This is a genomic window from Dysosmobacter sp. (genome assembly GCF_052306735.1).
Lineage (GTDB): Bacteria > Bacillota > Clostridia > Oscillospirales > Oscillospiraceae > Oscillibacter.
In genome coordinates this window covers 1-13,681 of sequence record NZ_DAWBAJ010000052.1, presented here as the reverse complement: position 1 = coordinate 13,681, position 13,681 = coordinate 1, and the positions used below count along the sequence as shown (strand labels likewise).

At 57.2% G+C, this 13,681-nt stretch carries 17 protein-coding genes; 5 read left to right on the top strand and 12 right to left on the bottom strand.

The features are described 5' to 3' along the window. The 8 genes from ACT67G_RS10570 to ACT67G_RS10535 all read right to left on the bottom strand — a co-directional run. Positions 1–587: DUF711 family protein (locus ACT67G_RS10570; protein WP_443664217.1), on the bottom strand; the 587-nt coding region annotated here is incomplete at its 3' end. Positions 588–600: 13 nt separating this feature from the next. Next, positions 601–870: an ACT domain-containing protein gene (locus ACT67G_RS10565; RefSeq protein ID WP_325244188.1), complete on the bottom strand. Its 270-nt coding sequence runs from the start codon at positions 868–870 to the stop codon at positions 601–603. A gap of 66 nt (positions 871–936) precedes the next feature. Then, positions 937–1,434: a hypothetical protein gene (locus ACT67G_RS10560; protein ID WP_325244190.1), complete on the bottom strand. Its 498-nt coding sequence runs from the start codon at positions 1,432–1,434 to the stop codon at positions 937–939. A gap of 92 nt (positions 1,435–1,526) precedes the next feature. Beyond that, positions 1,527–2,738, bottom strand: a complete 1,212-nt coding sequence (locus tag ACT67G_RS10555) for an aspartate kinase (RefSeq protein WP_325244192.1) — start codon at positions 2,736–2,738, stop codon at positions 1,527–1,529. Positions 2,739–2,811: 73 nt separating this feature from the next. Next, a complete protein-coding gene (locus tag ACT67G_RS10550) occupies positions 2,812–4,005 on the bottom strand; it encodes a homoserine dehydrogenase (RefSeq protein ID WP_326215318.1) in 1,194 nt (397 codons plus the stop codon). 19 nt (positions 4,006–4,024) lie between these two features. After that, positions 4,025–4,465, bottom strand: a complete 441-nt coding sequence (locus tag ACT67G_RS10545) for an ACT domain-containing protein (RefSeq protein WP_325244196.1) — start codon at positions 4,463–4,465, stop codon at positions 4,025–4,027. Between the two features lie 207 nt (positions 4,466–4,672). Further along, entirely contained in the window at positions 4,673–4,948 is a 276-nt protein-coding gene (locus ACT67G_RS10540) for a metal-sensing transcriptional repressor (RefSeq protein WP_325244198.1), read from the bottom strand. 74 nt (positions 4,949–5,022) lie between these two features. Next, positions 5,023–5,478 carry a helix-turn-helix domain-containing protein gene (locus ACT67G_RS10535; protein WP_326215320.1) on the bottom strand — a complete coding sequence of 152 codons (456 nt, stop codon included), beginning with the start codon at positions 5,476–5,478 and terminating at the stop codon, positions 5,023–5,025. Between the two features lie 206 nt (positions 5,479–5,684). Here ACT67G_RS10535 and ACT67G_RS10530 point away from each other — a divergent pair, with 206 nt between their 5' ends. The 5 genes from ACT67G_RS10530 to ACT67G_RS10510 all read left to right on the top strand — a co-directional run bounded on the left by ACT67G_RS10530 (position 5,685) and on the right by ACT67G_RS10510 (position 9,883). After that, positions 5,685–6,026, top strand: coding sequence for a DUF6465 family protein (locus tag ACT67G_RS10530; RefSeq protein WP_443664216.1), 342 nt, complete (start codon positions 5,685–5,687; stop codon positions 6,024–6,026). 291 nt (positions 6,027–6,317) lie between these two features. Continuing rightward, positions 6,318–8,258 carry an LTA synthase family protein gene (locus tag ACT67G_RS10525; protein WP_443664215.1) on the top strand — a complete coding sequence of 647 codons (1,941 nt, stop codon included), beginning with the start codon at positions 6,318–6,320 and terminating at the stop codon, positions 8,256–8,258. Positions 8,259–8,320: 62 nt separating this feature from the next. After that, positions 8,321–8,725 carry a DUF7577 domain-containing protein gene (locus tag ACT67G_RS10520; protein WP_325244206.1) on the top strand — a complete coding sequence of 135 codons (405 nt, stop codon included), beginning with the start codon at positions 8,321–8,323 and terminating at the stop codon, positions 8,723–8,725. Between the two features lie 10 nt (positions 8,726–8,735). Further along, positions 8,736–9,422 carry a 5'-methylthioadenosine/S-adenosylhomocysteine nucleosidase gene (gene mtnN, locus ACT67G_RS10515; RefSeq protein ID WP_325244207.1) on the top strand — a complete coding sequence of 229 codons (687 nt, stop codon included), beginning with the start codon at positions 8,736–8,738 and terminating at the stop codon, positions 9,420–9,422. A 2-nt stretch (positions 9,423–9,424) separates the two neighbouring features. Continuing rightward, positions 9,425–9,883 carry an S-ribosylhomocysteine lyase gene (locus ACT67G_RS10510; RefSeq protein WP_325244209.1) on the top strand — a complete coding sequence of 153 codons (459 nt, stop codon included), beginning with the start codon at positions 9,425–9,427 and terminating at the stop codon, positions 9,881–9,883. A gap of 155 nt (positions 9,884–10,038) precedes the next feature. On the opposite strand, the gene ACT67G_RS10505 is transcribed toward ACT67G_RS10510, so the two are convergent. The 4 genes from ACT67G_RS10505 to ACT67G_RS10490 form a co-directional block, all read right to left on the bottom strand. Continuing rightward, the gene (locus ACT67G_RS10505) at positions 10,039–11,718 is read right to left on the bottom strand and encodes a recombinase family protein (RefSeq protein ID WP_443664214.1); all 1,680 of its coding nucleotides are present in this window, start codon (positions 11,716–11,718) and stop codon (positions 10,039–10,041) included. A gap of 70 nt (positions 11,719–11,788) precedes the next feature. Continuing rightward, complete coding sequence (locus tag ACT67G_RS10500) at positions 11,789–12,067, bottom strand: hypothetical protein (protein WP_443664213.1); 279 nt, start codon at positions 12,065–12,067, stop codon at positions 11,789–11,791. Positions 12,068–12,116: 49 nt separating this feature from the next. Beyond that, the gene (locus tag ACT67G_RS10495) at positions 12,117–13,472 is read right to left on the bottom strand and encodes a relaxase/mobilization nuclease domain-containing protein (protein ID WP_443664212.1); all 1,356 of its coding nucleotides are present in this window, start codon (positions 13,470–13,472) and stop codon (positions 12,117–12,119) included. Between the two features lie 3 nt (positions 13,473–13,475). Then, positions 13,476–13,681, bottom strand: a 206-nt coding sequence (locus tag ACT67G_RS10490) for a plasmid mobilization protein (protein WP_443664211.1), incomplete at its 5' end; no start/stop codon positions are given.

Here is a 13,681-nt window from a genome sequence, read left to right as displayed (position 1 = left end):
TCCTCCACGGCGTTGCAGAACACCACCAGCTTGGCGCAGCCCAGGCCGTCCCGGTCCGCGGTGGCGGCGGCGGTTTCCTTGACGATGCGGCCCATGAGGGCCACGGCATCCATATTGATGCCCGCCCGGGTGGAACCCACGTTGATGGAGGAGCACACCAGCTCCGTCCGGGAGAGAGCTTCGGGGATGGAGCGGATGAGCTTCTCATCCGCCGCCGTCATCCCCTTTTGCACCAGAGCGGAGTATCCGCCGATGAAGTTGACGCCGCAGGTATGGGCCGCCCGGTCCAGTGCCAGGGCGAAAGGCACATAGTCCTCCGCGTCGCTGGCGGCGGCCACCAGAGCCATGGGGGTCACGGAGATACGCTTGTTGACGATGGGGATGCCGAACTCCCGCTCGATATCCTCACCGGTCGACACCAGCTTTTCCGCGTACCGGGTGATCTTGTCGTAGATCTTCTCACAAGCCCGCTTGGGGTCCGGGTCACAGCAGCTGAGCAGAGAAATACCCATGGTGATGGTGCGGATGTCCAGATGCTGCTGGTCGATCATCTCAATGGTGGAGAGGATCTCTTTCTGATTGAGCATAGCCTCTCCTCCCTCAGATCCGGTGCATGGCGTCGAAGATCTCCTCCCGCTGGATGCGGATGGAGATACCCATGCGCTCCCCCAGTTGGTCCAGCAGCCCCCGCAGCTCCCCGATGGATGCCTTGGATGCTCCCACATCCACGGCCATGACCATGGTAAAGGATCCCTGGAGGATGGTCTGGGAGATATCCAGGATATTCACATTGTTCTCAGCCAGCAGGGCACACACGGCGGCGATGATACCCACCTTGTCCTGCCCCACCACAGTGACGATGGCGTTCATGGTGTTTCCTCCTTAAAGGGCCGCCCCGCTCAGCACGAAACGGCCTCATTTGTAAAGTTATTCCGCTTAACAGGGAATCGTTGCCATAGCGGCAACGTCCCGCGGATCCAGAAAAGGCCCCCAATAGAGAGGCAGGTACGTCAGCAGGATGTAAAACCCCGCCAGAGCCAGCACCAGCACCGGCCACACAGGCCAGCGGCCCAGCTTCTCCGGCACTCCCACGGCAAGAACCGCCGCCAGCACGCACATCCACACCACCAGGCACAGCGGCCCGCTCCCTCCCAGGCTCAGCAAAGCCCAGCACACAAGGGTCATGGCCACCGGAGCAATCACCAGCATCGGCAGCTGCCGCCCCAGGCCGTGCTCCCGCTTCACTCCCGAGAGCAGCGCTACCGCCAGAAGCGGCCAGAAAGCCAGCTTGGAAAGCTCCCAGGGGCTGGGTGCCTGGGGCACCAGCACCGCCAGGATTCCTCCCTGTACAGATCCGTGGAGCATCAGAGCCAGCAGTCCCAGCAGCACGGCCGCCAGGTACCGCACGGCAAAACGGTTGAATGGATGTTTCATGGTACGCCTCACCTCACTTCACCCTATGCGAAGGGGAGGCGGGACAGAACCGACGTGGCGCTTTCCCGTTGGGAAAGCGCCACAATGGGGCGTCAGACCTCGTCGAAGAACTTGGCGTGGATGGCCTTGACGGCCTTGTTGACGTCCTCCTCGTCCAGCAGCACGGAAACGCGGATCTCAGAGGTGTTGATCATCTGGATGTTGATGCCGGCCTCGTAGAGGGCCTCGAACATCTTGGCGGCCACGCCGCAGTTGCTCATGAGGCCCGCGCCCACGATGGAGACCTTGCCGATGCTCACGTCGGTCTCGATATGGTCGAACTTCAGCGCTTCCTTATGTTCGTTGAGGATCTCCTCGGTCTCCGCCACATCCTTCTTATGGACGGTAAAGGTGATATCCTTGGTGTCCTGACGGCCGATGGACTGCAAAATCACGTCCACGTTGATGTTGTGCTTGCTCAAAAGGTCGAAGACCTGGAAGGCGACGCCGGGATTATGCTGCAGCCCCACCAGGGCGACACGGGCGATACTGGTATCCTTTGCCACACCGGCAATGTTGGTTTTTTCCACTTTAGTGACCTCCTTAACTTTCGTGCCGGGTTTTCTCTCCAGACTGGACACGACTTCCAAATTCACTCTGAACTTCTTGGCCAGCTCCACGCTGCGGTTATGGAGAACCTGGGCGCCCTGGCTGGCCAGCTCCAGCATTTCGTCGTAGGTAATCTCCTCCAGCTTGCGGGCGTTGGGAACGATGCGGGGATCGGTGGTGTAGACGCCGTCCACATCGGTATAGATCTGGCACAGCTCTGCCCGGAAGGCCGCCGCCAGCGCCACGGCGCTGGTATCGGAGCCGCCACGGCCCAGAGTCGTCACATCGCCGTTGCGGTCCACACCCTGGAAGCCGGTGACCAGCACGATGCGGTGCTGATCCAGCTCCGACTGGATGCGCTCGGAATCGATCTTCTTGATGCGTGCGTCGGAGTGGACGGAGGTGGACTGGATGCCCACCTGCCAGGCTGCCAGGGACACGCAGGGCAGTCCCATGGCCTCCAGGGCCATGGCACACAGGGCAACAGAGATCTGCTCTCCGGTGGAGAGGAGCATATCCATCTCCCGCTTAGAGGCTTTGGGATTGATCTCTTCCGCCTTGGCGATGAGATCGTCGGTGGTATCGCCCTGAGCGGAGAGAACCACGATCACGTCGTTGCCTGCCAGGTAAGTCTCCGCGATGATGCCGGCCACATTCCGGATGCGCTGGGCATCCCGGACGCTGCTGCCGCCGAATTTCTGTACGATCAAACTCATAGTGCTTCCTTCTTATCTACTTAAATTGGGATGGTCTCCTGTTGTATCATACGCGCCTTGCAGGGCGTTGGCCTCAGTCCAGCACCCGCATTCTGGCCAGTACGTTCAGCATGCCGGACTGCTGGATAGCCTCCTGGCCGCTGATGCGGTCTGTAAGGAATGCAGTCTCGCCGTCCTCGCTGAGCACCTCCACCTGCCCAAAGGCCATGGCGGCGTCGGTGAGGCTGCCCTCGATGCGGAAGTAATAGCGGGTGTGGAGCTCCAGAGGATCCTCGAAGCCCGCGGTCTCCGGAGACCAGCCGGTCTCCTCCCGCCGGGGGCTGGCCTGGAGGGCCTCCATCACATCCGCCACACAGGCGGAGGCGGTGGGCATCTCCCCGGCACCCTTGCCGCAGAACATCACCTCTCCGGTGGCATTGCCCCGCACCACGATGGCGTTGAACACGTCCTCCACGTTGGCCAGAGGCCGGTCCTCCGGAATCAGATGGGGAGCCACGTACGCAGTGCGCCCGCCGCCGGGCAGCCGCACTGCCCGGCCCAGGAGCTTCACCCGGTATCCCGCCCGCTGGGCGATCTTCACGTCCCGCAGCGAGAGCTTGGAGATGCCCTCCATGGGCACATCCTTGGGGTCAACCTGATGACCGAAGGCCAGATCCGCCAGGATGCAGGTCTTGCGTCCGGCGTCGATGCCCTCGATATCGGCGGTGGGATCCGCCTCTGCGTAGCCCTTGGCCTGAGCTTCCCGCAGGGCGTCGGAGAAAAAGGCACCGGTGCGGACCATGCGGGTGAGGATATAGTTGGTAGTGCCGTTGAGGATGCCGTATACCTCTTCGATGCGGTTGGCAGCCAAGCACTCCCGCAAGGGGTGCAGGATGGGGATGCCGCCGCCCACGCTGGCCTCGAAAAGGTAGTTGACGTTCTTCTTCCGGGCCAGGGCCAGAAGCTCGCAGCCGTGTTCTGCCACCAGCTGCTTGTTGGCCGTCACCACGTGCTTGCCGGCCTCCAGAGCCCGCTTGGTATACTCATAGGCGGCTTCCACGCCGCCGATGGTCTCCACCACCACACGGATGTCCTCATCCTGCTCGATCCTGGAAAAGTCATCCGTCATCAGTTGGCGGTAGGGGCCGTCCTTGAAGCGGCGCACCAGAATGGTTTTCACCTGCAGTGGTTCGCCCAGCTTGCGCTCAATCTGCCGGGCATTCTCCGCCACCACCCGGGCAACGCCGGTTCCCACGGTGCCCAGGCCCAAAATGGCGATCTGTATCATCTCTTTCTCCTTTCGGTCCTTATCCCGCCAGGACCTCGAATTTCACCACGCCCTCCAGGCCCGAGACGTCGGCGAGCAGCTGTTCCAGACTCTCCTCCATCTCGGAGGTCTCCGCGGAGATGGTAACCGCCGCGCAGCCGTTGGTGGGAATGGATTGGTTGATGGTAAGGATATTGGCACCGGAGCTGGCAAATACCGACAGCACCCGGCTCAAAACACCGGTATTGTCCTTGAGCATACCATAAAAGGTGATAATATGCTCGGACTTCATGTCGTTAAAGGGCTGTACGGAATCCTTGTACTTATAAAAAGCACTGCGGCTGATCCCGGCCAGCCGGGTAGCCGTGCCCACCGTGTCCGCCTCTCCGGTCTGCATCATCCGTTTGGCCTCTGCCACTTTGATGAAGATCTCCGGCAGGGCGTTGGCGGCAACGATATAATACTTGACTTCCTTTGCCATATAGTCCGCCTCCTACGGTCATTTGTCTTTGTATCTCGCTCATCGTAACACAAATTCGACCCATGCGCAACCAAAACGGCAAAATTTCTTTTGGGGAAATCAGGGAAAGTTCTCTGTCCATGTGCGCCCCATGTGGGCAAATTGTCAAAAACCCATCTGCCGGACGGCCAAAAGGGGCCAGCCGGTGCTTCCGGCTGGCCCTGTGATTCAGCTCATATTGGAAAAACGCTCCACCGCCTTGGTAAAGCTCTCCAGCGTGGCATCAGCGTCTCCATGTTGGATGCCGTCCAGTACGCAATGGCGGATGTGCCCCTCCAACACCACCTGTCCCACCTTGTGCAGAGCCGATTTGGCGGCATTGATCTGGGCGAGCATATCCTCGCAGGGGATGTCCTCATCCACCATACGGTCGATGGCCTGAACCTGCCCGATAATCTTTTTCAGGCGGCGGTGCAGGTTGTCCGCATCCATACACTGTCTCACTGCAAGCACCTCCCATACCGTAAGGGGTATTTGTATCTATTATGGGAAATCCGGGGCAGTTTGTCAAGGGAACGTCACTTCCGGCTGCTGAGCTCTTTCCGCACAGCCTTGGCCAGGATCTCCTGTCCCTCCGGAGACCGCAGCACCTCCAAAACGGCACCCCGCAGGCTCTCCTGAAAGCGCTTGCTGGTAAAGAATGCGTCAAACATGGTACCGCTCTCCTCCCCGGATGCCGCCTTGGCCGCCTTTACCGGGCGGGGCACCGGCGCAGGTGCCGGAGCCGTCTCCTGGAAGGCGCCGTCCATCCAATCCTCCATGGAGGTACGATCCGCGCTCTCTCCCCGCAGGTAGAAGAGGGAGACTCCGAAATAAGCTGCCATTTTTTCCTGCTGGTCCTGGGAAGGCGTCTGCCGTCCCGTTTCGAATTTCTCAATGGCCGTCCGGGGAAATCCCAGTGCGGCAGCAAGGGCCGGACGGCTGAGATTCCGCTCGGTCCGCAGTTCTTCCAGGCGTTTTGCCATTGTAACCATGGCCCATTCCTCCTTGTTTTCATGTATACGGTTTTATGATATCACGAACCAGCCCGGCCTTCAACTGCCTTCCCGCTGTGCAAATCATCATAAATATTGGGAAAGGCTTGCATCTTCAGCAAACAGGAGTTAAAATATGGAAGCAAAGAGGGATCCTTGCTGCATATTTCATACAAAAGAGATCCCCAAGAGGAGGAAGCAAAACTATGTCCATTCGTAAAAGCGTAAAGAAGGAGGCTCCCATCGAAGCCGCCGTGAAGAAAGAAGCCACTGTTGTGGAACCCGTCAAGGGTGCAGAAGCCGCTCCCCAGAAGGGCCTTCGCAAAAAGGTTCAGAAGGCCGCTCCTGTCAAGGCTGAGCGTATTCTCGTCCAGTTTGGCGCTATGGAGTGGAACACCGAGGATCTGATGACCCGGGCTAAGGAAGCCTACGTGGCCGACGGTCACCGGGCGTCGTCCATCAAGAGCGTCAGCCTGTATGTCAAGCCGGAGGATATGAAAGCCTACTTTGTCATCAACGACAAGGCCACCGGCAGCATTGATCTGTAAGGATACCACATGCAAAAGCGGATGGAGGATCCCGCATTCTCCATCCGCTCGTTTTTTGCTTCCGGCTCCTTCTTCTTTCCATAGGCCAAGTAATTTCTGTCAAACAGGCAAAAATCCGCAATCAATCCGTCGAATCATTTACAATTTTGTAATAGATTTGTGAATGAGAATGCGCTATAATCACTGGACTAAGAAAGAAGGGTCCATGCTATGAATATCACCATAACTCCACCCAAAGATGAATCCGCCGCAGATGCTGCGCATTCGCCCAAACGCCAGGCGTTTCAAAAGTTGTGGGTCTATCCCCTTTTGGCGCTTGGCATCACGGTTGTGGTGGAGCTCTTCAATCATAAAACCTTTACGGAGGGCTTTTCCTCTCTTTTTGAATTTGTAACAGACAATCCCCTGGCCCTGCTGGTGGATGCGCTGATTGTGCTGGTTACCCTGGTGCCCGCGCTGTTTTTGCGCCGGCGGGTGTTCTGGTGCGTCCTGGCAACCATCGTCTGGCTGGTGGCCGGTGGGGTCAACGGTTTCATCCTGCTCAACCGGATGACGCCCTTCACCATGTCGGATCTCACGGTACTCAACACCGGTCTGGATACCCTCCCCAATTACCTCTCCACCGGATACATCGTTTTGCTGGCCGTGGCACTGATCCTCTCTGCCCTGGGCCTGATCCTGCTTTTCTGGAAGGGCCCCCGGAATGCCCTTCCGCTGAAAAAGCGGATCCTGGTGGGCATTTTGGGGATGCTGGTAAGCGGCGGTGCTCTGGCGGGCGGCTGGGCCTTGGCATTCCAGACCAATCAGCTCTCCACTACCTTTGCAAACCTGGCCTTTGCCTACGAGGACTATGGCTTTTCCTACTGCTTTTTGCAGACCTGGCTCAACAAGGGTATTCACCGCCCCTCCAATTACAGCCAGCAGTCTGTGAACAATGTGCTGGATATGCTGGAGGAGGACAGCGATCCTTCCTCCCAGCCTCAGACGGATGTAAACGTCATCTTTGTACAGTTGGAATCCTTTATCGATCCGGCCCAAATCAAAGATCTGACCCTCTCGGAGGATGCAGTGCCCAACTGGCGGCGATTGTCGGAGGAGTTCTCCTCCGGCTATCTGACGGTGCCCGTGGTGGGCGCCGGCACCGCCAACACGGAGTGCGAAGTCCTCACAGGCATGAGCACCCGCTTCTTCGGCCCCGGCGAGTATCCCTATGAAACCACCCTGATGGATCAAACGGCAGAATCCGTCGCTTACAACCTCAAGGAAAACGGTTATGCCACTCACGCCATCCACAACCACCGGGCCACGTTCTACAGCCGCAATGTGGTTTACGGCAACCTGGGTTTTGACGACTTCACAGCCCTGGAGTATATGCCCCAGGTTCCCACCACGCCCAAGAACTGGGCCAAGGACGCCATCCTTACCAGTCAGATCGTCAAGGCCCTCAATACCACGGAAGATCAGCCGGATCTGGTGTTCACCGTCTCCGTGCAGGGTCACGGGAAATACCCCATGGATCCCGTTTTGGAGGACCCGGAGATCACTGTGGTCAGCTATCCGGATGAGGATTACCACTATGCGGTGGAGTATTACGTCAATCAGGTTCACGAGATGGACGAATTCGTCGGGAACCTGACCGAAACGCTGTCCAAACGGGACGAGAAGACCATCCTGGTGCTCTACGGCGACCATCTTCCTGCCCTGGGGCTGGAAGCTAAGGATATGGAGGCCGGCTCCCTGTACCGTACCCAGTACATTATCTGGGACAATTTCGGACTTGCCAAGGAAGATGAAGATATGGCCGCCTATCAGCTCTCAGCGGCGGTGCTGGGCCGTCTGGGCATCACCAACGGCATTTTCAACGCCTATCATCAGTTCTGCCGCGAGGAAAGCAATTACTGGTCCGGCCTGCGGACGCTGCAGTATGACGCCATGGAGGGGCAGAAATACCTCTATGACGGCACCTCTCCCTATCAGCCCACGGATATGCAGATGGGCATGGCGCCCATCACGCTGGATCACCTGAGCTACATGGTGGACTCCTGGGTTCTCTCGGGCAGCAACTTCAGCCCCTATTGCGAGGTGCGCAACGCTGACGGCGATCTGCTGGAGACGGAGTACATCTCCTCCAACCTGCTGCGCATCCTGGAGGATCCCGGTACGGACAATGTGGCGGACCTCTCCGTAAGCGTAGTGGATAAACACCGGGAGATTCTCAGCGACACAGAGTGACCTTTTCTGGAGGGGGCCATGATAGGCCACCCCGGCAGAGATCGTCCAAAGGAGGAACGTACATGAAGAGCATCAAACCCGGGCGGGGCCCCTCAGCCATGGGCGCTATGGGCTCCATCGTTGCCGCAGTCTTCGGCCTCATCTGGACCGGAGCGGCAGTCTCCATGGGCGCCCCCATCTTTTTCCCCCTCTTCGGTGTTGTTTTTGTGATTATGGGAATTGTACAGGCGGTATACAACTTCAAAAACGCCACCTCCGAAAACCGCTACTCAGAATTCGACATCGTGGACAGCCAGGAAGAGCCAGATCCCCTCTCCCAGCGCTTTCATCCGGAGATGGAAGCCCCCCGGGATTCGGAGGAACCAAAGACAGACGCCCTGCGCTTTTGCCCCTACTGCGGAGCCCGGGTAAATGCGGAATTTGAATACTGCGGCAGCTGCGGAAAGAAGCTGCCGCAGCACCTGTAAAGGAGAAAGCATGAACATTGGAATTCAATTTGCCATGCCTGCGGAATTTCACGCCCTCCCCGGCGCCCGGGATTTGAAAGCCTTTGAGACAGTCTCCGGCATCCCCTTTTACCGCCTGTCCCCGGGCATCATTGCCTGCGCCGGAGGCGTCAGCAAAGTCAACGCCGCTATGGCTGCGGAGATCCTGTGCTTAAAATACGGCGTGGATCTGATTTTAAATGCCGGCGTGGCCGGCTGTGCCACAGATCTCCCCACCGGCTCCGTGGTGGTGGCGTCGGAGTTCGTGCAGCATGACGTGGACACCACTGCCGTGGGAGATCCCATCGGCCTGGTCTCCACTGTCAACCGGGTGGACTTTCCCACCTGGGAGCCGGAGCGCTGCGCGGCGGCGCTGCAATCCATGGGCACCCCTGCCGTCACCGGCCGTGTAGCCACTGGAGACTGGTTTGCTGTCAAGGGAGAGCGGGCTGCCTGGATCCGGGATACCTTCTCTCCCCTGCTGGTGGAAATGGAGGGGGGCGCCATTGCCCAGGTATGCCTGCGCAACAACGTGCGGTTCGTGGCAGTAAAATCCGTCTCGGATCACCTGTTCAGCGACAACCAGGCGGCGGAATACTTTGACTTTGGCCAGGCACTGGAAAATCTGGGCGCCGTAGTGCTGCCCTTTGCCAAACGATTACAGGAGGAGACGATCTGACTATGGAACGCATTGCAAGCTTCACCGTGGACCACAACAAGCTGGTGCCGGGGCTCTATTACTCACGCAGGGATGGAGACATCGTCACCTTTGACCTGCGGTTCAAAAAGCCCAACACCGGCGATCTGCTGACTAACGCCCAAATGCACTCGGCAGAGCATCTCATTGCCACACTGCTGCGCAACTCCCAGGACAAGGAGGCCGTCATCTATTTTGGCCCCATGGGCTGCCAGACCGGCTTTTACTTTCTCTTTGACAACCGCCTGCTCTCCTGCGAGGGAGCCATTGCCCTTTTGCAGCAGGTGTTCACCGCCGCCGGAGATTACACCGGAGAGATGCCCGGCAAAAGCCCGGCAGAGTGCGGCAACTACATCAACCTGGATCTGGAGACCGGGAAAGCCGTGTGCAAATGGTATGCGGAGCTCATCGCCGACTGGACGGTGGAGAAGCTGGCCTACTGAGTAACGGCCTATTCCGTTGGTGTCGGATCACACAAAAACACCCCTGCGGAGCATTCTCCGGCGTTCCATAGGGACAATTTATGAACCTACCCATATAACTTAATATTTGTTCCTGTGGAGGGAGGCTGTGTTTCGGCACAGCCTCCCTATTTTGCTCATGCAACCTCATTTGGGATTTCTTCTGCCACGGAATCAACCATACTCTGAGGCAGTTCGTCCACCAGTCCGATGTCACGGTAGTAGATGCGTACCTCCTGCGGTGCTGTGCGGGAGTATTTCTCCGTACGCTCTCCGACCTCCACTCGCTTGATGAAGATGCGCAGGATCTCAGCAGTCAGCTCCGGGATCTCGCTGTATCGCTTGGCATTCTCAATGAACCGGGCAATATTGGAGCTGGAGTCTTTCAGTTCCTGAAGCCTTACTTCCATGGCGGGGAGCTGTTCTTGAATCTCTTTCTGCTCGGTGGTGTACTCCTGAGACAGGATGCGATACTGCTCGTCCGGGATGCGTCCAAGTACACTGTCCTCGTAGAGCCGTTTGAACAGCTTCGTCAGCTCGGCTTGGCGCTTCTGCATGGTGTCGATCTTCTTTTGGAGCATAGCGATCTCCTGCTGTGCCTCCTTGCCCTGCTTCTTGCGAATGTGCTCTGCAAACCGCAGTTCGTTCTGACGAGCGAAGTGCGTGACACGCCGGATGTCATCCAGCAGGATGGCACTGAGTTCCTGTTCTCTGATGTAATGCCCGGAGCAAACATCTTTGCCTTTCTTCTTGTAGGTGGAGCACATAAAGTTGTTTTTCACCGCATCCATGGTGTGTGCTCGGTGCAGTACCATGGTGCCGCCGCAGTCCAGGCAGTAGACCAATCCAGAGAAGATATTCTGCTCGGCCATGTTGGCTCTGCGCCGTTTGTGCTTACGGATATCTTGTACGATCTCCCAGGTCTGTCGCGAAATAAGCGCCTCATGCGTATTCTCAAAGCGGAGCTGCTCAGATTCTGGACGCTCAATGCGCTTTTTGTTCTTGAAGGATAGAGTGGTGGATTTCAGGTTGATGGTGTGACCCAGGTAAGTCTCATCCTCCAGAATGCCAGCGACGGTGTTGGTGGACCAGTTGTATGGCTGGGTGATGTCCACTCCGGTCAGCTCTACTCCGTGCTTCTGATAGTAGGAATATCCAGGCGTGGGAATTTTGTCTTTCTTGAGCTGCTTTGCAATCTGGGCAGGACCCTTTCCAGAAACGCAGAGGTCAAAGATGTACCGCACCACCGGAGCGGTCTCGGGATCAGGCACCATGTGCCGTTTGGGATCTGCCGGGTCCTTCATATACCCATAGCGGGGTCGGGAGGAGACTCTGGCGCCAGTCTCAGCCTTGAGACGAACCACAGAACGTCCCTTCTTGCTGCAGTCTTTGGCATAGAACTCGTTCATCAGATTCCGAAAGGGCGTGAAGTCATTGGTGGACTCGTACAGGCTGTCCACGCCATCGTTGACGGCGATAAAGCGCACACCATAGCTTGGGAAGATGAGTTCCGTGTACTGACCTACCTGAAGGTACTCACGGCCCAGTCGGGACATGTCCTTGACGATCAGTGTTTCCACCTGACCGTTTTCCATCAGCTCCATGACCTGCTGCCAGCCTGGGCGGTTGAAGTTCGTTCCAGAGTAACCGTCGTCATACAGGAAGAGGGTGTTGCTGAATCCTTTCTCGGCTGCATACTTCTCCAGCAGAAGTTTTTGATTCTGAATACTGTTCGAGTCATCCGTCTTATTTGTTTTCTGCGTATCCTCTTGACTCAGTCGGCCATAGAGGACGGTATATTTTTCGTTGCTTGCCATTGCTACTCCTTTCCGGGCAAGCCGATACGGTAACAACAAACATACCGTATCTCCTGCCCAATGTCTATCCTCAAAGCGAACCTTTTTCTAAATCACTGTCGATGATTTGGAGCATCTGCTCCGTAGGTGTTTTCGCTTTCTCTGCGGTAGAGAAGATGGAACGGACGAAGAATGTTCGTCCGCCCACGATCATCTCCCGGCGAAGTTCCATACCATGTTCTGTTTCGTGATAAGATGTATCCCGGTAGATTGGCGTGATCGTATTCTCGTCCCGGTAGCCAATCGCTCGCTCTGGCATATAACCGCCCAGGATACCCGTCTCCATATACACTTCAAACTCACTTTTCATAGCGTTCCTTTCCCCCGAAACAAATTCGGGCAACAAAAATAGCAGACCGTCACATGGTCTGCTGCCAAGTCTGTTCTTCTTCGTGATCGTCCTCGGCGTGGCCTTGGGCGATTTTCTTTTGCTGCTTCTTACGGAGCGTTTTCCTGTCTGTATGTGGGCGCATGGTGGTGCTGTCCATCACGGGAGCATCAGACCGAGATTGCTCCAGACGGTATCCAAGCCCCACCACAGCAGAAGCAACACTGCCGTCCCCATCAGCAGGACCGCCCATGTGGGGCCATCCAGGTGCGGTAGCCGCAGTCTGGGTAGTCTGATGCCGGGCAGAGAAAAATGTTTCTCGTTCCGCTTCCCAGCCTGTTCGCTCATCTGCTCCAGATGCTTCACCGCTTTCAGCAGTTCGTCCATCTGCGTCCGGGTCGGGAACTGCGCCAGCAGTTCGCTGCTCCTCTTCAGATAGCCAGTTTGTCTCTCGGTGTGGTACCCCAGTGTGCAGAGGTCGCTCAGCAGTTCCTCCCACTCCGCTTTCGTGGGACACACTTCGGGAGGCGGTGTCAGCTCCTGCGCCGGAGGCTGCGGCGTGGTCTGTACCATCTGCGCAGGTCTGTTCTTCTCCAACAGCTCGTCCATAGATAACTTCTTCTCTGATCCTGAATTCATATTCCATATTCTCCTTTAGATACTTATCCCCGAACAGCAGGCGGTCACGGCACTGCCAGCCGCTGGGTGTGGTGTAGGTGATGTTCCGCCGGGAGGTTTCCCAGCGTACTTTGTAGCCCTCGCTCTCCATCAGCGCAATGAACTCCTCACGGTTAGAGGCGTGGCCCATACAGTCGTTGATGATATTCATGAGCTGCAGTTTTTTGCTCTGGCCACGGGCAGCCGTGTGATACTCGCCGATGGACATTGTCTTAGTCTTCTCTTTCCTGTTCGTGGGTTTAAACACAGGGAGAGAAAACTCCATGCAGACTTGATCGTTGCGCTGCCGCAGTTCCTGGAGCTGCTCCTTTGCGATGTGCAGTTTCTTTCCCGTATCAAAGTTGACGGAGTTGATGAGAAAGTGGGAATGAATGTGTTCCCGGTCTGTGTGGGTGCAGACCAGAACTTCATAGCCCTCATAGTACTCAGCCAGCTTCAATGCCGCTGCATGGGCGGTGACAGGGTCGACCGCTTCGCCTTTGGGGAAGCTCTGCACCATGTGGTAGAACAGCACGCCGTCGGTTTTGTGATGCATCCGCTTGGTGGTCATGAAGTCCGCGTAGACAGATTCCGGCTGGCAGTTGATGCCTGTGACCAACTGTTGACCGTCACACTCGGTTTTCTTGTTCTGCATGGTGTACCGCATCACGGCTCCCATGCGTCCGGTGGTCTGTCCTCGCTTGTAGTTAGTGAAGCTGATGATCGCCATTTTTCACCACCGCTTTCGTTCCAGAATCAACCGGACAGCGGCGCAGAGCTCAGAGAATGCCTGGCGTACGCTGTCCAGATTGACTACCGTGATGCGTCCCATATGTGCCAGGGTGACAAGCTGATTCAGATTTCTGCCGATTGACTTCAGCTCTTTGAGCACTTCTTTCAGTCCATCGACGACCACTACCTGCTTTCCCAGACAGCAGG